Origin of the sequence: Nocardia sp. FBN12 (assembly GCF_050320175.1) — a bacterium.
GTDB lineage: Bacteria > Actinomycetota > Actinomycetes > Mycobacteriales > Mycobacteriaceae > Nocardia.
Genome location: NZ_CP190048.1, coordinates 1,778,454 through 1,798,522 on the forward strand (window position 1 = coordinate 1,778,454; position 20,069 = coordinate 1,798,522).

The window sequence follows — 20,069 nt, forward strand, 5'->3', positions numbered from 1 at the left end:
CTGCGACAGACACGTTCGGCCGGTAGCATCGCTAACGGACCGTAAGGTCTAGTCCAGCAAGATATTTCGTTGCGATCGCGGAGAGTCAAAGGTCCGCGGGGCACCGGGTGATCGAGAGGTTTCACAGTGGAAACGGTGACGAATCGGGTGGTAATGGACCCGACTGGGCAAGACATTCAGGGTGAGAACGTCGAGATCAGGGCACACGGTCCCGCCACCAGGGTCGAACTGCCGGGCGGAGTGCAGGCGTGGTCGATCACCGATGCCGCGCTGCTCGAGAAACTACTCGTCGATCCCCGGGTCTCCAAGGACGCGAGCCAGCACTGGCCCGCCTTCGTCGCCGGTGAGATTCCCGCGGATTGGCCGCTGTACCTGTGGGTCGCGGCGCCGAACATGTTCACCGCGTACGGCACCGATCACCGCAGGCTGCGCAAGTTGGTCGCGCCCGCGTTCACCGCGCGCCGCACCGAGGCCATGCGCGCACGGGTCGAGCGCATCACCACCGAACTGCTCGACGCGCTGGCGCAGACCCCGGCGGGTCAGCCGGTAGATCTGCGGGAGCAGTTCGCGTACCCGCTGCCGATTCAGGTGATCTCGGAGCTGATGGGGGTACCGGAATCGCTGAACCCGGGCCTGCGCACGTGCGTGGACGGCATCTTCGACACCACGCTCACCCCGGAGCAGTCGCAGGCCAACTACATGGAGATGTACCGGATCCTCGGTGAACTCGTGGCACTGCGGCGCGAACAGCCCGGCGACGACATCACCAGCCTGCTGATCGTCCAGCACGACGACGAGGAGGGCGCGCTCACCGAGGAAGAACTGGTCGGCACCCTGCTGCTGGTGATCTCGGCGGGGCACGAGACCACCGTGAATCTGCTCGACCAGGCCATCACCGCCCTGCTCACCCGCCCCGACGTGCTCGAGCAGGTGCGCGCCGGCGCGATCACCTGGCCCGACCTGATCGAGGAGACACTGCGGTTCGAGTCGCCGGTCGCGCATCTGCCGCTGCGTTTCGCGGTGGACGACATCGACATCGACGGTGTGTCCATCGGCAAGGGTGACCCGATTCTGGCCAGCTACGCCGCGGCCGCCCGCGATCCCAAGCTGCACGGCGAGACCGCCGATGAGTTCGATCCCACCCGAAAGAATCAGTCGCACATGGCCTTCGGTTACGGGGCGCACCACTGCCTCGGTGCGCCGCTGGCCCGGCTCGAGGCGCTGGTTTCGCTGCCTGCCCTGTTCGAACGGTTCCCCGATCTGAAGCTGGCCGTTCCGTCGACCGAACTCGGTACGGTGCCCAGTTTCATCTCCAACGGTCACCACCACCTGCCCGCCTACGTGCGCGAGGCCTGAGCGGCGAGCTCGCCCGGCCGACCACCGGGTCGGCCGGGCACGGGCTCAATTGCCGGGTACCACCAGCGGGGGAGTGCTGGGGAACACCACCGGTAGCCCGGCCAGCGCCCGGTGGAAAGGACCTGGCCGCCAGACCAGTTCGTCCGCGGGTACCGCGAGCTCGAGTTCCGGCAGCGCGTCCAGGAGCTGGTCGATGGCCTCCTGGGCGATCAGGTAGGCAGGCGATTTCGCCGGGCAGCCGTGCGGGCCGGTGCTCCACGCCAAGTGCGCGCGGTTGTCGAGGAAGTCGCCGGTCCCGATCGCGGGATCGTTGTTGCACGCGGCCATGCTGATGACGACCGGCTGGTGCGCGGGCAACCACACATCGTCGACCAGGATCGGCTGACGCGGGTAGGTGGTGCAGAAGTTGGCCATCGGCGGGTCGGTGTAGAGCACCTCGTCGAGTGCGTCGCGGGTGGACAGGCTGCCACCGAGCAGGCTGCCCGCGAAACGCTGATCGGTGAGCATCAGCCGGACCGTGTTGAGGATCAGATTGAGCATCGGCTCGATGCCGGCGCCGTACATCGTGAGCACCTGGTTCATCAGCTCCTCGTCGGTGAGCTGCTGCGAGTGGTGCACCAAGCGGGTCGTCACATCGTCGCCGGGTTCGCTGCGCTTGAGGCGCACCAGGTCGTACAGTGCGTCCTCCATCATCTGCGTGCCTGCGGCCGCGGTTTCGCCGCCCTCGAACATCTGCCCCATCCCGGTGGCGACCCGTCCACCGATGCCATCGGGGACACCGAGCATCGCGTTGATGGTGGCGAAGATGACGGGAAAGGCGTACTGGCTCAGCAGGTCCGCGCTGCCGTCGGCGCAGAAGGAGTTGATCACGGGCATCGCGATCTGCTCGACGGTGCGATGCAGCTGGTACAGGTCCACCCCCGCCAAGCCGGCGACGGTGACCTGCCGGTGGCGCGTGTGCTCCATGCCCGCGGTGCGAATCGCGTTGGGGCGATAGCGCATCATCGGCAGGATCGGGCAGTCGCCGGGGATGTCGCGCTCCCACATCCGCGGGTCGGCGGGGAAATGGTCGGGATCGTTGAGAATCTGCACCGCGGTGCGGTAGCCGATCACCAGGGTGGCGGGAACGCCGGGCACCAAATCCACCGGGACCAGCGAACCGAAGCGGTGCCGCATCTCACGGTAGGTGCTCTGCGGGTCGGCCGCGAATTCGGCCGAGTACAGCGGCACCCGATCCTGACCACTGCGCGAATCGGGCGAAACATCCAGTGTCACAGCATGTACTCCTGAGTCGACGATCGGTGTCTCGGCGACGCGCCGAGTTCGTGGCCGACCCTGGCGGCCAGCTCGTTCATGCGATGGGCGACCAGCGCGAGATCCACCTCGGGGGTTGTCGCGACGCCGAGTAGCGTGCCCGCGCCCGCGGCCGTGATCAGGACCATGCCCTCGTCGTATTCGGTCATGTTCTGGCGCACCGTGTTCGCGAGTCCACCGCAGAACTCGCCGAGGACCTTGCCCAGCGACCGCAGGCCGCACGCGGCGGCCGCGAAACGCTCCGCGTCATCGGTGCTGATGTCGCCGGAGTGCGCCACCCGTAGACCGTCCTCGGATAACAACACCGCGAACCGGACGCCGTCGAGTGCCAGGTCGTCGAGCAGCCACGCGAGGCGGTTGGTGCTGGTCGCGATCGGAGTACTCATCAGCTGTCGTGCCCTTTCGTGGAACGCGCGGCCGCGGCGCGACCGTGTCGGGAGCCGCTGTGCCAGGCCGCGGCGAGCTCGGGGCGGGCCAGCCCGCCGGTGTCGGCGGGCGCGTCGGCCGGGGTGATGGCGCGGCGCGTGCGCTTGGGCAGACCGCCGGTGGTTCGCTCGTGCTCGACCGCCTCGGGCTCCGGCGCGGCGGCCTCGGGAACAGGTTGTGGTGCTACCGGTTCCGGTACCTCGGCATGTTTGGGGTGGTGCACCTCGGTGGCCGTGACGAGCAGCGCCGCGGGAACGAACACCATCGCCCTGGTGCCGCCGTAGATATTGGGTCCGTCGACGTAGGCGGCGAAGCCGTAGCGGCGCGCCAGCGCGGCGACACCGGGGAACCCGACCCGCGGCGACGGGCCGAGCGCGTTGATGTCGATGACCCGCTCACCCGAGAGCACCTGGCGCGCCTCCTCCATCTGCTCCCGGCTCATCCGCACGCCCGCGTCGTCGATGATCACCGTGACGCCGTGGTGGCCCTGCTGGTAGGAGATGTCGACGAACGACGACGGCGGCGAGTAGCGCAGCGCGTTGTCGAGCAGGGTCGCGACCGTGTGCACCAGCGGTTCGACCGCCCGGCTGATCACCACCTGCTCGCAGTGGCCCGTCCGCACGCGCAGATAGTCGCGCACCCGGCCGGTGGCGCCGCCGACCACGTCGCCGACCGTCTGCTGGGGCCAGCGCCTGCCGGGCAGCCCACCCGAGACGATCACGTAGGCCTGCGCCTGGCGGATCATCTGCTGGACGGTGTGGTCGATCCGGGTGAGCGTCGCGTACACCTCGTCGTTGCGGTTCTCCCGCAGCGCGTTGCTCACGACCTGGCCGACGTCGGCGCCGAGGCTGACCACGGTGGTGCCGAACGCGCGGACCGCGTTGCTGGTGGCCGCGCGCGCGTCGGCCGAGACCTGGGCGCGCGTCGTCTCCTGTGCCGCCTCTAGCTGCGCCGCTGTGCGCTCCTCGGCGGCCTGCACGGCCACGAGCGCCTCGTGTTCGCGCGCCCGCAAATCCTCGGCGTTGGCCAGCGACATCTGCTCCATCGCCAGGTCTTTGGCGTGGAGTTCGCGCTCGGCCACCGCCAGGTGACCGCGGATCCGGCGTTCGTTGCGCAGTGCCTGGACTGCCACGGCGACCGCGCCGATCAGGACCACTGTTGCTGTCGAGAACAAGAAGACCGCGAGCGTCGGAGTCATCGGTTCCTTTGTCGTGTGTGCCGACCGAAGAGCCGTGGTGGCCGGGTCCTCGCCGGTCTCTCCGACGAGACTTCTCGCCGCCGTCCGATACTCACAAGCGCTGCGCCGCACCATAATTCGGCACGGCGCGCGTGATTTCGGTCGATTCCGGGCTCGTTGCCCGGCGTTTCGGCGACGGGGGACACGTTAGCAGCGCGAACCGCCGAGTGCACGAAACGAGTTGCTGCAGAACGTGACTCGCATTGTGGTATCGGGCGGTGAATTGATACCGTCGGTTTATCCACGCGGTGTACGGTTGAGTCCATACAGGTCGGCCGTGGACCAGCGGTGACCAGCGCGTCGTCGCCGCACTCGGCCCCGAGTCACCGGCTATTCCTTCTCTCGTCTCCCCGCTGCGGCGCCGTCGATCGATCCGAGGAAGAACCTGCATGACGAGCGATCTCGACGACGACCCTTTCGACATGACTCCCGCCGACCCCGAGGAAGAGGATCCGACCGTTCACTGGCCCGAGCCGAGCCCACTGCAGTCGTGGTGGACCGACATCATGGGCACGAAGAAGCCGCGCCGGTTCGGCCAACAGGGCTGAATCGGTAAGCACGACCCGTCAGGGCCGCACCGTTCTCGGTGCGGCCCTTTTCTCGTTTTCGAGCCGTATTCCTCAGGGTATTGACCTGGACGCCGTGTCCAACCTAAATTACAAGGACACCGTGTCTCACATACCTGGGACACACGGCACACGGGAGTGCGTACATGACACAGAAGGTGTTCGTCGTCGGCGTCGGCATGACGAAGTTCGAGAAGCCGGGCGCGCTGGAGTGGGACTATCCGGACATGGCCCGCGAGGCGGGCACCAAGGCGCTCGCCGATGCGGGAATCGACTACGACCAGGTCGAGCAGGCCTACGTCGGCTACGTGTACGGCGAGTCCACCTCGGGCCAGCGCGCGGTCTACGAGCTGGGACTCACCGGCATTCCGGTGGTCAACGTCAACAACAACTGTTCCACCGGCTCCACCGCGCTCTACCTCGCCGCACAGGCGATTCGCGGCGGCCTGGCCGAGTGCACCCTGGCCCTGGGCTTCGAGAAGATGCAGAAGGGCTCGCTCGGTTCGACCTACGACGACCGCGAGCAGCCGATGATGAAGCACCTGCTGGCGCTGGCCGAACTGCAGGAGTTCGCCATGCCGCCCGCGCCGTACATGTTCGGCGCCGCAGGCAAGGAGCACATGGAGCTCTACGGCACCACCGCCGAGCAGTTCGCCAAGATCGGCGTGAAGAACCACAAGCACTCGGTGAACAACCCGTACGCGCAGTTCCAGAAGGAATACAGCCTCGAGGAAGTGCTCGAGGCCAAGCAGATCTACGGCCCGCTCACCAAGCTGCAGTGCTCGCCGACTTCCGACGGCTCCGGCGCGGTGATTCTCGCGAGCGAGGATTTCGTCGATCGGCACAATCTGGCCGATCGCGCCGTGGAGATCGTCGGACAGTCGATGGTCACCGACCTCGCGTCGACCTTCACCGACCCGACCGCGATCAACCTGGTCGGCTCCTCCATGTCGCGCACCGCCGCGCTGAAGGTCTACGAGCAGGCCGGGATCGGCCCCGACGACATCGACGTGATCGAACTGCACGACTGCTTCTCCACCAACGAACTGCTGACCTACGAGGCGCTCGGCCTGTGCGCGCCGGGTGAGGGCGGTCGGCTCGTCGACGACAACGCCACGACCTTCGGAGGCCAGTGGGTCGTCAACCCGTCGGGCGGCCTGATCTCCAAGGGCCACCCCCTCGGCGCCACCGGTCTGGCCCAGTGCAGCGAACTCACCTGGCAGCTGCGCGGCGACGCCGACGCCCGCCAGGTCACCGATGCGCAGATCGCCCTGCAGCACAACATCGGTCTCGGTGGCGCGGTCGTGGTGACCGCCTACCGTCCCGCGAACCGCTGACCTTCCCCAATCCGAATCACACCAGGAGTAATCCCATGGCATCAGTGTCCGTTTCCACCGCCCTGCCCGTCGCCCCCGAGCTGGCGTGGGCCCGTCTCAGCGATCTCGCCAACTGGGAGGAATGGCTGACCATCCACCAGGGCTGGCGCGGCGATCTGCCCGCCGAGCTCACCGCGGGCTCGCGTTTCACCGAGGTCGTGTCGGTGATGAACATGGCCAACAAGATCGAGTGGACCGTCGCCGAGGTCGTCCCGAACTCGTTCCTGCGCATCACCGGCGCCGGAATGGCCGGTGTCACCATCGAATTCGCCCTGAAGGTCGAGGCCACCGATACCGGCTCCTCGGCCGCGTTCGACGCGAGCTTCAAGGGCGCGATGATCGTCGGCCCGATCGGCAAGGCCGTGGCCAAGCACGCCGAAGCCGATCTGAAGGAGTCGATGGAGAAGTTCACCGAACTGGTCGGTTCGGCCGCATGACCACCTCGGAATCGGCCGGGGTCGTTTTCGACGGCTCCGCGCTGGGGGAGTGGACCGACGAAGAACGGTTCTCGGTCACCAAGGAGCGGATCGCCGAATACGCCGCGGCGACCAACGATCCGGTGCCCGCGCACCGGTCGGGCGAGATCGCGCCGCCGGTGTTCGCGGTGGTGCCGGTGTTCACCTCGATGGCGCCCGCCGCGCTGTCGGTCGCCCCGGTGGAGCTGCTGATGAAGCTGGTCCACGGTGAGCAGGACTTCCTGTTCCACCGGCCGATCCGGGCCGGTGACGAACTCGTGGTGCGGGCCAAGCCGATCGGCTACGTGGGCCGCCCGAACGGTTCGACCGTGGTGATCTACGCCGAAACCCGCGACGCGGCAGGCGAGCTCGTCAACGAGCAGTGGATGACCGCGTTCTTCCGCAAGGTCGACGCGGGCCCGGGTGAAGGCGAGCTCGCGCCCACCCACCGGATCACCGACGAGGATCGGGCGTCCGACCCGGTCGCGAAGGTCACCGCGCACATCGACGACGACCAGACCTTCCGCTACTCACCGGCCTCGGGCGACCCGATGCCGATCCACCTCGACGACGAGATCGCCCGCATGGCAGGGCTGCCCGGCATCATCAACCACGGCCTGTGCACCATGGCGTTCACCTCGTGGGCCGCGCTGACCGAACTCGCCGGCGGCGACACCGCGCGTCTGCGCAGGTTGGCCGTGCGTTTCGCCAAGCCGGTACTGCCCGGTCAGGACATCACCACCAGCTTCTGGGCCACCGAATCCGCTGATCCGGGTGTGCGGGCCTACGCCTTCGAGACCGAAGCCGCGGGCCAGATCGCGATCACCGACGGCCGCGTCGAAATCAACTAGGAGACATCACTCATGGGAAAACTCGAGGGTCGCGTCGCGGTCATCACCGGTGCCGGTCGCGGCATCGGCCGCGAACACGCGCTGCTGTTCGCCCGCGAAGGTGCCAAGGTCGTGGTCAATGACCTAGGCGGCGCCAACGACGGCACCGGCACCGACGCGGGCCCGGCCCAGCAGGTGGTCGACGAGATCGTCGCCGCAGGCGGGGCGGCGGTCGCCAACACCGACAACATCGCCACCTGGGACGGCGCGAAAGCGCTGGTCGACCAGGCGATCAGCGCATACGGCACCCTGGACATCGTGGTGAACAACGCGGGCATCCTGCGCGACGCGTTCATCGCGGGCATGGACGAGTCGCAGTGGGATTCGGTCATCGCGGTGCACCTCAAGGGCCACGCCGCGACCCTGCATCACGCCGCGGCGTACTGGAAGGCGCAGTCCAAGGCCGGTACTCCGGTATCGGCGTCGGTGATCAACACCGCCTCGGCCTCTGGCACGTTCATGCCCAATGCCGGTCAGGGCAACTACGGTGCGGCGAAGGCGGGCATCGCCGCGTTGACACTGGTCGCCGCCGATGAACTCGAACGCTACGGCGTGCGTGTGAACGCGATCGCCCCGATCGCGCGCACCCGCCTGACCCTGGCCACCCCCGGCATGGGCGCGCTGTTCGCGGCCGAGGTGCCCGAGGGCGAGTTCGACGCGTTCTCCCCGGCCAACATCTCCCCGCTGGTCGCCCACCTCGCCGAGGCCGATTGCGCGCTCACGGGCAAGGTGTTCGCGGTGCAGGGCGGTGCGATCGTCGAACTGGCGGGCTGGCACGACGTGCGCACGGTCGAAACCGATGGTCCGTGGACCATCGATGAGGTGGCCGCCCAGCTGAAAGAGACCAACTAGCCATGGCGCGCAACAGTTATGAGCTCGGCGTCGGCGTCAGCGAGGATCACCTGGCCCTCGCGGACGCGGTCGCCGGTTTCGTCGAGCGGACCATCACCGCCGAGGTCGTCCGGGCCGCGGTCGAGTCCACCGACGCGGGCAAAGCCTTGCCGCACTGGGACGCCCTCGTCGCCCAGGACCTGTTGAGTTTGCACATCGCCGAGGAACTGGGCGGTCAGGGCGCCGGTCTGCTCACGCTGGCCGTCGCCCTCGAACCGCTCGGCCGCGGTTTGCACACCGGTCCGTTCGTGCCGACCGTGCTCGCCGGTGCGGTGCTGGCCGCCGCGTACGGCACACGCGCCGAGGACAAGTCGGCTCGGCTCGCCGGATTGGCGGACGGGTCGCGCACCGGCGCGGTGGCTTTGGCGTCGAACCTGACCGGCACGCTGACCGAGGCCGCGTTGACCGTGAGTGGAACGGCCGACGGTGTGCTCGGGGCGTTGCCGGCCGATGTCGTCATCGCGCCGGTCACCGTGGCGGGCGAGCAGCGATGGGTCGTCTTCGAGAACATCGATCTGACGATCAGCGCGCAGGACGGCATCGACGTGTTGCGTGGTTCCGCACGGCTGCGGGCGGATTCGGTCGAGGTCCCGGTCGACCGGGTGCTCGAGGTGAGTTCGGCGCGCGTGCGTTCGCTGGCCGCGGTCGTGCTCGGCGCCGAGGCGGTCGGTGTGATGTCGTGGTGTGTGTCGACCGCGTCGGAATACGCCAAGACCCGCGTGCAGTTCGGTCGGCCGATCGGCCAGTTCCAGGGCGTGAAACACAAGTGCGCCCAGATGGGCATCGCGCTGGAGAAGGCGCGGGCCGTGCTGTGGGATGCCGCGTTCGCCCTCGATCGCGACGACGATACCGCCGATTACGCGGCCGCCGTCGCCGCGCTGATCATTCCGGACGCCGCGGTGCAGGTCGCCCAGGAGTGCATCCAGGTGCACGGTGGCATCGGCTTCACGTGGGAGCACGACGCGCACCTGTACTACCGGCGCGCGCTGGCGGTCCGCGGACAGCTCGGTGCGCGCGACGAACGGGCCGAAGCGGTGGCCGGTTACGTCTTGTCCGGGCTGACACTGTCCAGCGAACTGGAGCTGCCCGCGGAGGCGGAACAGATCCGCGCCGCGGTCCGGGCCGAGCTCGCCGAGATCGCGGCGATCGACGACGAGGACGACCAGCTCGTCGCCCTCGGTGACGGCGGCTGGAACCTCCCACACCTGCCCCGCCCCTACGGTCGCTCGGCCTCGCCGCTCGAGCAGGTCGTGATCGCCCAGGAGATCAAGGCCTCCGGCATCCAGATGCCCCAGCTGCTGATGGGGACCTGGGCGGTCGGCGCGATCGTGCCGCACGGTGACGACCGGCAGAAACAAGAACTGGTCGTGCCGACGCTGCGCGGCGAACTGGTGTGGTGTCAGCTGTTCAGCGAACCGGGCGCGGGCTCGGACCTGGCGAGCCTGACCACCAAGGCCACCAAGGTCGACGGTGGCTGGCAGGTCAGTGGTCAGAAGATCTGGACCTCGGTCGCGCAGTTCTCGGACTGGGCGATGCTGATCGCGCGCACCAGCCCCGACAAGCCCAAGCACGAAGGCATCACCTACTTCGTGCTCGACATGTCCTCGCCCGGCATCACCGTGCGTCCCCTGCGGGAGATGACCGGATCGGCACTGTTCAACGAGGTGTTCCTCGACGACGTGTTCATTCCGGACGAGAACGTGGTCGGCGCGGTGGACGAAGGCTGGCACGTGGCCCGCACCACCCTGGCCGGTGAACGGGTGGCCCTGAGCCAGAAGATGGAGGCCTACGCCACCGACGCCGACCTGCTCCGTTTCGCCACCGACCGCACCCTCTCGCCGGTGGCGCGCTACCGGCTCGGCGAACTCATGGCCGAGAGCCGAGCGGTCGATGTGATCAGTTCCCGGGTGGTGCTCAAGCAACTGTCCGGCATCGACGTGTCCACCACGTCCAGCGTCGGAAAGCTGCTGGGAATGGCACTCGGACAGGCGATTTCGGAATACGTCGTCGCCGAGCTCGGCATCGCCGGTGTGGTGTCGGTACCCGGCGAGCGCAGCGACCACGCGATGGAACAGCTGATCGCGGGCCGTGCCACCACCATCTACGGCGGCACCACCGAAGTCCAGCTCAACGTCATCGGTGAACGAATGCTCGGCCTACCACGAGACGCTGCGGTGAACTGACACTCGCACGGAATCCGGATCGGCGGAATCGCTGGACTACAGTGCGTAGTAACGCGAAACGCCGCCGATCCGGACCGTGTCGTCGGAATGTCTCTGCCAGGGGCGGGGTCCGAAGGGGCGCCGGCGTTCGAAGACAGGCTCGGTGAAAGGAGAAAACGTGACCGCGCAACGTACCGACGGCAGAGCCAGCCGCTGGGACCGCCACCGAGCCGACCGCCGCGAACTGATCCTCGCCGCCGCGCTGGAGGCCGTCCAATCACAAGGCACCTCGGTCGGCGTCCAAGAAATCGCCGACCTCGCCGGCGTCCCCCGATCGGTCCTCTACCGCCTCTTCAAAGACCGGCAGGACCTCGACGAACAACTGCGCACCCGCATCATCGACGACCTGATGGCCGCACTGGCCCCCACCCTGAACCCCGAGGGCACCGTCACCGAGGCCATCGCCCGCTCCGTCGACGCCTATGTCGGCTGGATCGCCACCAACCCGCGCCTGCACTACTTCCTCGGCGCCGGATCCGGCGGCAGCAAAGACCGCAACTCACCCATCGTCTCCGGCACCAAGATCGCCATCGCCGGCACCGTCCGCGAGGTGTTCGAAAGCGCGCTGCGCGCACAATCCGCCCCGGTGGCGGTAGCCGAACCGATGGCCTTCGGCCTGGTCAGCTTCGTCGACGGCAGTGTGAACCGCTGGCTGAGCCGCTCGATGCAGCCCATGGATGCCGAGGAGCTGTCGTCCTACCTGCAGATCGCCATCTGGGCGATCATCGACGCCAGTCTGCGCGAAGTCGGCGTCACGCTCGACCCGCTGACGTCGATCGCGGAATTCACCGCGGCGAACTAGATGTAACACTCGGTAGCGTTAACCCTTGTATGGTACCGCCGGTACCACTAAACTGGGTAGTGGAACCGTACCGAGGAGACACCGATGACGCTGTCCAATTACCACGAAACCCTGCAGGGCCTGTCCGAAGGCTCGGTGACCAAACACTTCGATCCCTATCTCGACATCGACTGGGACTCGCCCGAGTTCGCCGTGCACTCCGACGACCCGCGCTGGATCATGCCCGACGAGGACCCGCTCGGCCGCCACCCCTGGTACAAAGCGCAGCCGGTCGAACGGCAGATCGCGATGGGACTGTGGCGCCAAGCCGGCATCGCGAAGGTCGGCATCGACTTCGAGCAGCTGCTCATCCGCGGACTCATGCAGTACCTGACCTCGGTGCCCAACGGCGACCCCGAGTTCCGCTACATCACGCACGAGGCCGCCGAAGAGTGCAACCACAATCTGATGTTCCAGGAGATGATCAACCGCATCGGCTACCGCGATGTGGTCGGCATGGGCAGCATCGACCGCAAGCTCACGATGATCATCTGGCCCGCGGTGAAGTATTTCCCCGGGTTCTTCTTCACGATGGTCCTCGGTGGTGAGGAGCCGATCGATCATCTGCAGAAGGCGTTGCTGCGCAGTGGGACCGATCTGCACCCGATGGTGCACCGGATCATGGAGATCCACGTGGCCGAGGAGGCCAGGCACATCTCCTTCGCGCACGAGTACCTGCACCGTAAAGTCCCCTCGATGAACCCGGTTTCGAAAACCGTGCTGTCGGTGGCGTTTCCGATCACGATGCGGGTGATGCTGGCGATGATCGCGACGCCGCCGAAGCAGTTCGTCGACAAGTTCGCCATTCCCGCCGAGGTGATGCGCGAGGCGTACTGGCGCAGCCCCGGATCCCAGCACATCAAGCGTGACGTGTTCACCGATGTGCGCGCCCTGGCCACCGACATCGGCCTGATGAACCCGCTCGCCAAGCGGGTGTGGCGCTTTCTCGGTATCGACGGACCGGTGTCGCGCTACCGCAGCGAGCCCGCGCGCAGGGCCGCATGAGGGCCGAAACCTGGTCCGCGCCCACGCGAGCCGTAGTACCGGACAAAGACCCCTTCTACGCGCCGCGGCCAGGATTCGAGGGCCTCCCGGAGGGCGCGATCCTGCGCTCGCGGCCGGTCGAACTCGCCGCGTTCGGCATGATCGGGTTGAAGGTGCGGGCCTGGCAGTTGCTCTATCGCACGACCGATCTCAACGGTGTGCCCGAGGCATCGGTCACCACCGTGGTGGCGCCGATCGGCGGTGTCGCGCCCGGTGCGCCACTGCTGTCGTTCCAGTGCGCGATCGACGCCATCTCGCCCCGGTCGTTTCCGTCGTATGCGCTGCAGCGTGGTTCCCGTGCCATCGGCACCTTCGCCCACATCGAACTCCTGTGTTTCGCCGACGCGCTGACCAGGGGTTGGGCGATCTCGATCCCGGACCACGAAGGCATGCTCGGTGCGTGGGGCGCACCGCGCGAACCGGGCTACCGCGCGCTCGACGGCATCCGCGCGGCCCTGGCGTTCGAGCCGGGCGGCCTCGACCCGGCGGCGCAGGTCGGCCTCTGGGGATACTCGGGCGGCGGCCTTGCCACGGCATGGGCCGCGGAGATGGCGTCGACCTACGCGCCCGAGCTCGACATCGTCGGCGCCGTGCTCGGCTCCCCGGTGGGCGACCTGGTGTCGACCTTCCATCGACTCAACGGCGGCCTGCACGCGGGACTGCCGACGCTCGTCGTCGCCGCGCTGCGCCGGGTGTACCCGGCGTTCGAGGAACTCGTCGCCACCCATTTCAGCGACGAAGGTCGCGCGGTGCTCGACAAGGCCGCCCAGTCGACGACCGCCGCCGCGGTCATGCGGCTGGCGCGCTACAACGTCGACCGGCACAGCGGCACCCCGATCGCCGAGCTGCTCGCCATGGAGGCGATGCTGGCCGTCTTCGCCGATCTCACCCTGGGTGACCGGGCGCCCACGGTGCCGCTGCTGGTCGTCCAGGCGGTACACGACCAGATCATCGCGGTCGACGATATCGACGCGCTCGTGCGGCGTTATCGCGAGCACGGCGCGCACGTGACCTACCTGCGTGACCGCGCGAGCGAGCACCTCTCCCTGCTGCCGCTGTCGACACCGCTGAGCCTGAACTGGCTCGACGACCGATTCGCCGGGGTAGTGGTGACACCGTCGGAAACCCGCACGGTGCGCAGTGTGCTCGCGCTGCCCGCGGGCCGTCGCGGGCTCGGCGCCCTCGCGCACGCCGCGTTCCAGGCGCTGTTCGGGCGTCCGATCACCGCTTCGGCAACCGGTCACCGCAGGCGCGGCGGGGCAGGGAAGGCTCGCCGAGCGGCGTAGGAGGCATAACTTACTCACTGGTAAGATATGGGAATTGGGTCTGCTGACGGCAGTAACTGGTGAGGTAAGGGGTTTACCGATGGGGATCGTTGCCGAGCTGCCACGCGCGGTGCGCAATGTGTGGTCGGTGTCGTTCGGTGATGGACTCGAGTCCTACCGTCCCGCTCCGGCCACGACGGTGTACGAGGGCGCGCACCGGCACCTGAAGCGCTACGACCGGAGCACGCCCGCGCAGGGCAATCCGGTGCTGCTGGTGCCGCCCTTGGCGGTGACCACGGCGTGCTTCGACCTGCGCCCTGATCAGAGCCTGGTGCGCCATCTGCTCGACCAGGGCAGGCAGCCCTACGTCGTCGACTACGGCGAATTCGGTTATGCCGACCGCGATCTGGGCCTCGAGGACTGGACCGACGACATCCTGCCCGAGGTCATCTCGCGGGTGTCGGAGGAACACGAGGGCCGTGGCGTCGATATCGTCGGCTGGTCGCTGGGCGGTGTGCTCGCGCTGCTCACCGCGGCCTCGCACGCCGACCTGCCGATCGCCTCGATCACCTGCCTGGCCGCACCGATCGATCAGGCACGCACCGCGTTCCTGATCCCGCTGCGCCTGGTCGCCAAGGTCACCGGTGGCCGCGAGATGGCCCTGGCCACCAAGGTGATGGGCGGCATCCCGCAGGAATTCGTGCGGCTGGGCTTCCGGATCCAGGCCTTCGACCGCGAGCTCGCCAAGCCGATGTTCTTGGCCCGCAACGCCTTCGACACCGAGGCGCTGGGCAGGATGGAGGCCACCGACCGGTTCATGGCCACCATGCCCGGCTACCCCGGCCGGACCTACTGGCAGATCTACCGCAGTCTGGTGCTGCGCAACGAACTCGCGAGCGGCTCGATCCGATTGCGGTCGGACCTGGTGATCGAACTGTCGAAGGTCACCTGCCGGGTACTGCTCGCGGGCAGTCGCAGCGACGTGGTGGTGCCCGCCGCCTCGGTGCGCCGCGGCCTCGACGTCCTGCCGAACGCCGAGGTGAAGTTCGTCGAGGTCAGCGGCGGCCACCTGAGCATGGTGTCCGCCGCCGACACGACCTGGCCCGCGATCGAGGAGTTCCTCAGCCGCTGACCACGGCCGTCGACCCGTGCTGGGCGCGCAATTCGTGCTTGACGACCTTGCCACCCGCATTGCGCGGCAGGGCTTCGACGACGACGAGTGCCTTGGGGTGCTTGTAGCGGGCGAGGTGCGCGTCGAGATGGGACGCGAGATCGCCCAGGCCGATCTCGCCCCCGTCCTCGACGGCGACCACCGCGACCGGCACCTCGCCCCAGCGGTCGTCGGCCCGGCCGATCACCGCCGCCTCACGGATCCGGGGATGGGCGAACAACACGTTCTCGACCTCGGCGCAGTAGATGTTCTCGCCGCCGGAGATGATCATGTCCTTCTTGCGGTCCACCACGTAGACGAAGCCTTCCTCGTCACGGCGCACCAGATCGCCGGAGTGGAACCAGCCCCCGGCGAACGCGTCGGCGGTCGCGCGCGGGTTGTTCCAGTACTCGCGCATCATCGTCGGTCCGCGATAGACGATTTCGCCGATTTCGCCCGGCGCGACATCGTTCATCTCGTCGTCGACGATGCGGGTGGCGATGGTGGGGATCGGCTTGCCGACGGAGCCTAGCTTGCGAATCGCGTCCTCGCCGTCGAGCACGCAGGTGATCGGTGACATCTCGGTCTGCCCGAAGACGGCCACATTGAGTGCGTTCGGGAAGGTCTCGGCCATCGCGTGCAACACCGTGTCCGAGGCGGGCGCGGCACCCCAGCTGATCACCCGCAGTCGCAGATCACGCTGTGCCACTGTGGGATCGGCGCAGACGAGCTGCCACTGGGCGGGTACGAGGAACACCGAGGTGGCGCCTTCGCGCTCCCAGGCATCGAGCACCTCGGTGACATCGAAAGCCTTGAGTGGGTGGATCACTGTCAGGGTGCCGAGCTGGAAACAGGCTGCGACACTGCCCAATCCGGCGATATGGAACAGCGGCGACGCGCAGAAGGCGACGTCGTCGGTGCGGTAGTGCATCGCCCGGATACAGGTGAGAGCCTGGGAGTTCATGTTGAGGTGGGTGAGCACCGCGCCCTTGGGATTACCCGTGGTGCCGGAGGTGTACATGATCAGCGCGGCGCTGTCCTCGGCGATATCGCGCTGCTCGTGCGGCGCGCCGTCCTCGGCGAGCAGGTCCTCGTAGCCGAGCGTGCCGTCGCCGGTCGGGGCGCCGACCACGATGCGGGTGGCCAGCGCGTCGGTCAGTGTCGACACGGCACCGACCAGCGGCGCGAGCACGGCATCGGTGATGATCACCGTCGCCCCGCTGTCGCCGACCTGGTAGGCGATCTCGGGTGGCGTCAGCCGGAAGTTGACCGGAACGGCGATCGCGCCGAGCGTGTTGATCGCGAAGACGGATTCGATGTACTCGGTGTTGTTGAGCATCAAGATCATCACGCGGTCGCCGTCGCCGACCCCGCGCCGGGCGAGGGCGTCGGCGAGGCGCTCGACCCGCCAGTGCAACTCGCCCCAGCTGGTGGTCTTGCCGAGGTAGCGGAGGGCGGGCCCGTCCGGGCTGGTGGTGGCGTGCAGCGCGATCTGGTTCATCCAGTGATTGCGGCGCGAGCGCAGAGGTTCTGTGGACATGGTGTCTCCTGGTACAGGGCTAGGCCGGGTCGGTGATCGGATGGACGGCGCCGTCGAAGTTCGGTGCGCGACGGGTCAGCATCGCGGTCATTCCTTCGAGGAAGTCGGCCGAGGTCAGCAGTTCGACTTGGCCGGCCTTCTCCTGAGCCAGCGCGCCATCGAGGTGGGCGAGGGTCGCGGCGTTGATGGCCGCCTTTGTCAGTTGCAGCGCGCGCCGCGGTCCCGCCGCGAGCTGAGCGGCGACGGCGTCGATCTGGTCGGGCAGTTGTTCAGCGGGCAGCGCCCGGGTGATCAGCCCCGCGGCGGCGGCCTCGGTAGCGGGCAGTCGGGCACCGAGCAGCGCCAGTTCGGCGGCCCGCGCGCGCCCCATCGCGGCGGCGACGATCGCCGACGCGCCCCCGTCGGGCATGAGGCCGATGGAGGTGAACGGCAGCAGCAGGTACGCGCTATCGGCGGCATAGATGAGATCGGCGGCGAGCGCGATCGAGGCGCCGACCCCGGCGGCCGGGCCGTTGATCTGCGCGATCACGGGCAGGGGAGAGTCGACGATCGCCCGCACCAGCTCGTTGGCACGATCCATCACCAGCTCCGGCGACGCCTCGTTGCCGCCCGCCGCGGCGGCCGCGGCCAGGTCGGCGCCGGTGCAGAACGCCTTACCCGCCCCGGTCAGCACGATCACCCGAACCTCGGGCCGCTTCTCGGCCGCGATGATGAGCTGGCCCAGTTCGCTCATCGTCTCGAGGTCGATCGCGTTCATCCGCGCTTGGCGGTCGATCGTGATCCGCAGGATTCCGTGCTCTTCGTGGACCAGCAGGCTCTCGCTCATCGGGCCACCGCCTCGACGATCGAGCCGGCCAGCCGACCGGCGATCAGGGCCTCGGCTTCGCGCACCATCGACTCGATCAGCTCGGCGCAGGTGGGGATGTCGTGGATCAAGCCCTGACACTGGCCGACACTCCAGATGCCGGCGTCCAGATCGCCTTCCTCGTAGACCTTGCGGCCACGAGCCCCGGCCACGAGTTCGCGCACATCCTCGAACGTGCCGCCGCCACGCTCGATCTCGACCACTTGCCGGCTCACGGCGTTGTCGGCGACGCGCGCGGTGTTGTTCAGCGTCCGGAAGATCAGCTTGGTGTCGAGCTCGGTATTGGCGACGATCTGTTCCTTCACCACGTGCGCGATCGGTGATTCGACCGTGCACAGGAATCGGGTGCCCATGTTCACCCCGTCGGCACCCAGTGCCATCGCCGCGACCAGGCCACGCGCGTCGGCGATGCCACCGGAGGCGAGCATCGGGATCTCGAGCTCGCGGGCCGCGGCGGGAATCAGCACCAGCCCCGGTGTGTCGTTCTCGCCCGGGTGACCGGCGCACTCGAACCCGTCGATGCTCACCGCGTCGACGCCGACCTGCTGGGCCTTGAGCGCGTGTTTGACGCTGGTGCACTTGTGCAGCACCTTGATCCCGGCGTCCTTGAGAAACGGCAGGTGGGTGGCCGGGTTGCCGCCCGCGATCTCCACGATCGGCACGCCGCCGTCGATGATCGCCTGGCGGTATTCGGCGTACGGCGGCGGAGTGATCGACGGCAGGATCGTCAGGTTCACGCCGAACGGCTTGTCGGTGAGATCTCTGGCGCGGGCGATCTCCTCGCGCAACGCCTGCGGAGTGGGCTGGGTGAGGCCGGTGATGATGCCGAGGCCGCCTGCCTCCGAGACCGCGGCCGCGAGTTCGGCCCGGCCTACCCACATCATTCCGCCCTGCACGATCGGGTGCTCGACACCGAAGGCTTCGGTGAATCGGGTGCGCAGCATCGCGCCCTCCGTCCGGTTTCGACGTTCTCGACGACTGCCGCGGAACCTGGCTACGGCTCTTTGCATCCGGCGAGAATCATGATTAACTTAGTGAGAATTGGGATTAACTTAACGGCCGCTGAGGTGGACTGTCAACAGTGTGCGCAAGTCCGCGTCGTGCTACTCGAAGGATGGTCGAAGATGACCGAAACGCCCACCACCGCACCCGTTTCTGCGACAATGCTGACCACCGTCGACGCCGTGTCCGGCGAACCGGTCGGCAGCTGGCAGATCGACGATGCCGCCGCTGTCGCCGCGGCCGTCGAGCGCGCTCGCACGGCCGCGCGGACCTGGGGTGAACTCGGGTTCACCGAGCGGAAACGGGCATTACGGCGGTGGGCCGCGCAGATCATCAACAATGTCGACGAGTTCTGTGCGCTGATCAGCGCCGAGAACGGCAAACCCGCCGACGACGCCTACCTCGAGGTGATCACCGCTGTCGAACACCTGAACTGGGCGGCCGGGAACGCGAAGAAAGTCTTGAAGCCGAAGACGGTGTGGCCGGGATTGATGATGGCCAATGTCGAGGCGGTGATCGAGCAGCGCCCGCACGGGGTGGTCGGGGTGATCGGCCCGTGGAACTACCCGGTGTACACACCCAACGGGTCGATCGCCTACGCGCTGGCCGCGGGCAACACCGTGGTGTTCAAGCCGAGCGAGCTCACCACCGGGATCGGGCACTGGTTCGTCGACGCGTTCGCGAAGGCCAATCCGGGACTGCCCCAGGGAGTTCTGAGCGTCGTCACCGGTCCCGGCGATACCGGCCGCGCGCTGGTCGAGTCCGGTGTCGACATGATCGCGTTCACCGGATCGACCGCCACCGGCAAGCGGATCATGGCGGCCGCGGCGCAACGGCTCACGCCGGTGGTCCTGGAATGCGGCGGCAAGGACGCGGCGATCGTCGCCGAGGATGCCGACCTCGCGGCCGCCGCGGACGCGATCGTGTGGTCGGCCATGGCGAACTCCGGTCAGACCTGCGTCGGCACGGAGCGCTGCTATGTCGTCGACTCCGTCCTCGAGCAGTTCCTGGCCGAGGTCACCGCGCGCGTTCGCGAACTCACGCCGGGGCGGTCCTACGGTCCCATGACACTGCCCAGCCAGGTCGACGTGGTCGCCGAACATGTCGACGACGCGATCGCACATGGTGCCACGGCCGTCTTCGGCGGGGCCGACTCGATCAGGGCGCCGTTCGTGAGCCCGATCGTGTTGCTCGACGCCCCCGAGGACTCGCTCGCGGTCCGTGAGGAGACTTTCGGGCCGACGCTGACCGTGCGTGGCGTCCGCGATATCGAGGAAGCGATCCGGCTGACCAACGCCTCGCGCTATGGGCTGGCGTCGTCGGTGTTCTCCCGCAAGCGCGGCATGGAGATCGCCCGCGCGCTGCGGGCGGGCGCCACCTCGGTGAACAGCCCCGCCTCCTATGCGGCGATTCCGGCACTGCCGTTCGGCGGGGTGGGGGAGTCCGGCGTCGGCCGGATCCACGGCGCCGCGGGACTGCTCGGTTTCACCCGCCCACATTCGATCGCACGCCAGCGCTTCGCGATTCCAGGCATGGCCCTGCAGTCCTTCGCGCGCACGGAATCGACCATGTCGACGGTTCGAAAGCTCACCGCCCGCCGCTTCGGGCGCGCAAAGTAGCTCAATCCAT

The 20,069-nt window shown here is 67.9% G+C and carries 18 protein-coding genes; 12 read left to right on the top strand and 6 right to left on the bottom strand.

Annotated elements, in window-relative coordinates; translation table 11 throughout:
- The first annotated feature begins 153 nt into the window (after positions 1-153).
- Positions 154-1,356, top strand: a complete 1,203-nt coding sequence (locus ACQHI0_RS08780; protein ID WP_427909118.1) for a cytochrome P450 family protein — start codon at positions 154-156, stop codon at positions 1,354-1,356.
- A 45-nt stretch (positions 1,357-1,401) separates the two neighbouring features.
- Here the strand turns inward: ACQHI0_RS08780 and ACQHI0_RS08785 are convergent, their stop codons facing one another.
- Genes ACQHI0_RS08785 through ACQHI0_RS08795 form a run of 3 tightly spaced genes read right to left on the bottom strand, consistent with a single transcriptional unit; the run spans position 1,402 to position 4,294 of the window.
- Positions 1,402-2,625: a cytochrome P450 gene (locus ACQHI0_RS08785; protein WP_427909119.1), complete on the bottom strand. Its 1,224-nt coding sequence runs from the start codon at positions 2,623-2,625 to the stop codon at positions 1,402-1,404.
- A gap of 2 nt (positions 2,626-2,627) precedes the next feature.
- Positions 2,628-3,056 (bottom strand): roadblock/LC7 domain-containing protein, encoded by a 429-nt coding sequence (locus ACQHI0_RS08790; RefSeq protein ID WP_427907433.1) that lies wholly within the window; start codon positions 3,054-3,056, stop codon positions 2,628-2,630.
- Positions 3,056-4,294, bottom strand: coding sequence for a sensor histidine kinase (locus tag ACQHI0_RS08795; RefSeq protein WP_427907434.1), 1,239 nt, complete (start codon positions 4,292-4,294; stop codon positions 3,056-3,058). The genes ACQHI0_RS08790 and ACQHI0_RS08795 overlap by 1 nt, the downstream gene beginning before the upstream one ends.
- Before the next feature lie 428 nt (positions 4,295-4,722).
- Here ACQHI0_RS08795 and ACQHI0_RS08800 point away from each other — a divergent pair, with 428 nt between their 5' ends.
- From ACQHI0_RS08800 to ACQHI0_RS08845, 10 genes are all read left to right on the top strand, one after another.
- A complete protein-coding gene (locus tag ACQHI0_RS08800) occupies positions 4,723-4,881 on the top strand; it encodes a hypothetical protein (protein ID WP_427907435.1) in 159 nt (52 codons plus the stop codon).
- A 164-nt stretch (positions 4,882-5,045) separates the two neighbouring features.
- Positions 5,046-6,236 (top strand): lipid-transfer protein, encoded by a 1,191-nt coding sequence (locus tag ACQHI0_RS08805; protein WP_427907436.1) that lies wholly within the window; start codon positions 5,046-5,048, stop codon positions 6,234-6,236.
- A 35-nt stretch (positions 6,237-6,271) separates the two neighbouring features.
- Positions 6,272-6,712 (top strand): type II toxin-antitoxin system Rv0910 family toxin, encoded by a 441-nt coding sequence (locus tag ACQHI0_RS08810; RefSeq protein WP_427907437.1) that lies wholly within the window; start codon positions 6,272-6,274, stop codon positions 6,710-6,712.
- On the top strand, positions 6,709-7,581 hold the full coding sequence (locus ACQHI0_RS08815; protein WP_427907438.1) for a MaoC/PaaZ C-terminal domain-containing protein: 873 nt from the start codon (positions 6,709-6,711) through the stop codon (positions 7,579-7,581). Before ACQHI0_RS08810 ends, ACQHI0_RS08815 begins: the two co-directional genes overlap by 4 nt.
- Positions 7,582-7,593: 12 nt before the next feature.
- Complete coding sequence (locus ACQHI0_RS08820) at positions 7,594-8,472, top strand: SDR family oxidoreductase (RefSeq protein ID WP_427907439.1); 879 nt, start codon at positions 7,594-7,596, stop codon at positions 8,470-8,472.
- A gap of 2 nt (positions 8,473-8,474) precedes the next feature.
- Positions 8,475-10,694 (top strand): acyl-CoA dehydrogenase, encoded by a 2,220-nt coding sequence (locus ACQHI0_RS08825; RefSeq protein WP_427907440.1) that lies wholly within the window; start codon positions 8,475-8,477, stop codon positions 10,692-10,694.
- Positions 10,695-10,851: 157 nt separating this feature from the next.
- Complete coding sequence (locus ACQHI0_RS08830; protein ID WP_427907441.1) at positions 10,852-11,535, top strand: TetR/AcrR family transcriptional regulator; 684 nt, start codon at positions 10,852-10,854, stop codon at positions 11,533-11,535.
- Between the two features lie 84 nt (positions 11,536-11,619).
- Positions 11,620-12,579 carry an AurF N-oxygenase family protein gene (locus ACQHI0_RS08835; RefSeq protein ID WP_427907442.1) on the top strand — a complete coding sequence of 320 codons (960 nt, stop codon included), beginning with the start codon at positions 11,620-11,622 and terminating at the stop codon, positions 12,577-12,579.
- Positions 12,576-13,904, top strand: a complete 1,329-nt coding sequence (locus tag ACQHI0_RS08840) for a lipase family protein (RefSeq protein ID WP_427907443.1) — start codon at positions 12,576-12,578, stop codon at positions 13,902-13,904. The genes ACQHI0_RS08835 and ACQHI0_RS08840 overlap by 4 nt, the downstream gene beginning before the upstream one ends.
- 79 nt (positions 13,905-13,983) lie before the next feature.
- On the top strand, positions 13,984-15,015 hold the full coding sequence (locus tag ACQHI0_RS08845) for an alpha/beta fold hydrolase (protein WP_427907444.1): 1,032 nt from the start codon (positions 13,984-13,986) through the stop codon (positions 15,013-15,015).
- Here the strand turns inward: ACQHI0_RS08845 and fadD5 are convergent.
- The 3 genes from fadD5 to ACQHI0_RS08860 are packed head-to-tail and all read right to left on the bottom strand — an operon-like array spanning position 15,005 to position 18,382.
- Complete coding sequence (gene fadD5, locus ACQHI0_RS08850) at positions 15,005-16,573, bottom strand: fatty-acid--CoA ligase FadD5 (RefSeq protein WP_427907445.1); 1,569 nt, start codon at positions 16,571-16,573, stop codon at positions 15,005-15,007. The two genes, ACQHI0_RS08845 and fadD5, sit on opposite strands and share 11 nt — an antisense overlap.
- A 19-nt stretch (positions 16,574-16,592) precedes the next feature.
- On the bottom strand, positions 16,593-17,399 hold the full coding sequence (locus tag ACQHI0_RS08855; protein ID WP_427907446.1) for an enoyl-CoA hydratase-related protein: 807 nt from the start codon (positions 17,397-17,399) through the stop codon (positions 16,593-16,595).
- A complete protein-coding gene (locus ACQHI0_RS08860; RefSeq protein ID WP_427907447.1) occupies positions 17,396-18,382 on the bottom strand; it encodes an NAD(P)H-dependent flavin oxidoreductase in 987 nt (328 codons plus the stop codon). Before ACQHI0_RS08860 ends, ACQHI0_RS08855 begins: the two co-directional genes overlap by 4 nt.
- 180 nt (positions 18,383-18,562) lie before the next feature.
- Here ACQHI0_RS08860 and ACQHI0_RS08865 point away from each other — a divergent pair, with 180 nt between their 5' ends.
- Positions 18,563-20,059 (top strand): aldehyde dehydrogenase family protein, encoded by a 1,497-nt coding sequence (locus ACQHI0_RS08865; RefSeq protein WP_427907448.1) that lies wholly within the window; start codon positions 18,563-18,565, stop codon positions 20,057-20,059.
- Positions 20,060-20,069: the final 10 nt, after the last annotated feature.

Coding starts and splice junctions, on each gene's coding strand:
- ACQHI0_RS08780 (WP_427909118.1), top strand. CDS start 154: ATGGACCCGACTGGGCAAGACATTCAGGGTGAGAACGTCGAGATCAGG.
- ACQHI0_RS08790 (WP_427907433.1), bottom strand. CDS start 3,056: ATGAGTACTCCGATCGCGACCAGCACCAACCGCCTCGCGTGGCTGCTC.
- ACQHI0_RS08795 (WP_427907434.1), bottom strand. CDS start 4,294: ATGACTCCGACGCTCGCGGTCTTCTTGTTCTCGACAGCAACAGTGGTC.
- ACQHI0_RS08800 (WP_427907435.1), top strand. CDS start 4,723: ATGACGAGCGATCTCGACGACGACCCTTTCGACATGACTCCCGCCGAC.
- ACQHI0_RS08805 (WP_427907436.1), top strand. CDS start 5,046: ATGACACAGAAGGTGTTCGTCGTCGGCGTCGGCATGACGAAGTTCGAG.
- ACQHI0_RS08810 (WP_427907437.1), top strand. CDS start 6,272: ATGGCATCAGTGTCCGTTTCCACCGCCCTGCCCGTCGCCCCCGAGCTG.
- ACQHI0_RS08815 (WP_427907438.1), top strand. CDS start 6,709: ATGACCACCTCGGAATCGGCCGGGGTCGTTTTCGACGGCTCCGCGCTG.
- ACQHI0_RS08820 (WP_427907439.1), top strand. CDS start 7,594: ATGGGAAAACTCGAGGGTCGCGTCGCGGTCATCACCGGTGCCGGTCGC.
- ACQHI0_RS08825 (WP_427907440.1), top strand. CDS start 8,475: ATGGCGCGCAACAGTTATGAGCTCGGCGTCGGCGTCAGCGAGGATCAC.
- ACQHI0_RS08835 (WP_427907442.1), top strand. CDS start 11,620: ATGACGCTGTCCAATTACCACGAAACCCTGCAGGGCCTGTCCGAAGGC.
- ACQHI0_RS08840 (WP_427907443.1), top strand. CDS start 12,576: ATGAGGGCCGAAACCTGGTCCGCGCCCACGCGAGCCGTAGTACCGGAC.
- ACQHI0_RS08845 (WP_427907444.1), top strand. CDS start 13,984: ATGGGGATCGTTGCCGAGCTGCCACGCGCGGTGCGCAATGTGTGGTCG.
- fadD5 (WP_427907445.1), bottom strand. CDS start 16,573: ATGTCCACAGAACCTCTGCGCTCGCGCCGCAATCACTGGATGAACCAG.
- ACQHI0_RS08855 (WP_427907446.1), bottom strand. CDS start 17,399: ATGAGCGAGAGCCTGCTGGTCCACGAAGAGCACGGAATCCTGCGGATC.
- ACQHI0_RS08860 (WP_427907447.1), bottom strand. CDS start 18,382: ATGCTGCGCACCCGATTCACCGAAGCCTTCGGTGTCGAGCACCCGATC.
- ACQHI0_RS08865 (WP_427907448.1), top strand. CDS start 18,563: ATGACCGAAACGCCCACCACCGCACCCGTTTCTGCGACAATGCTGACC.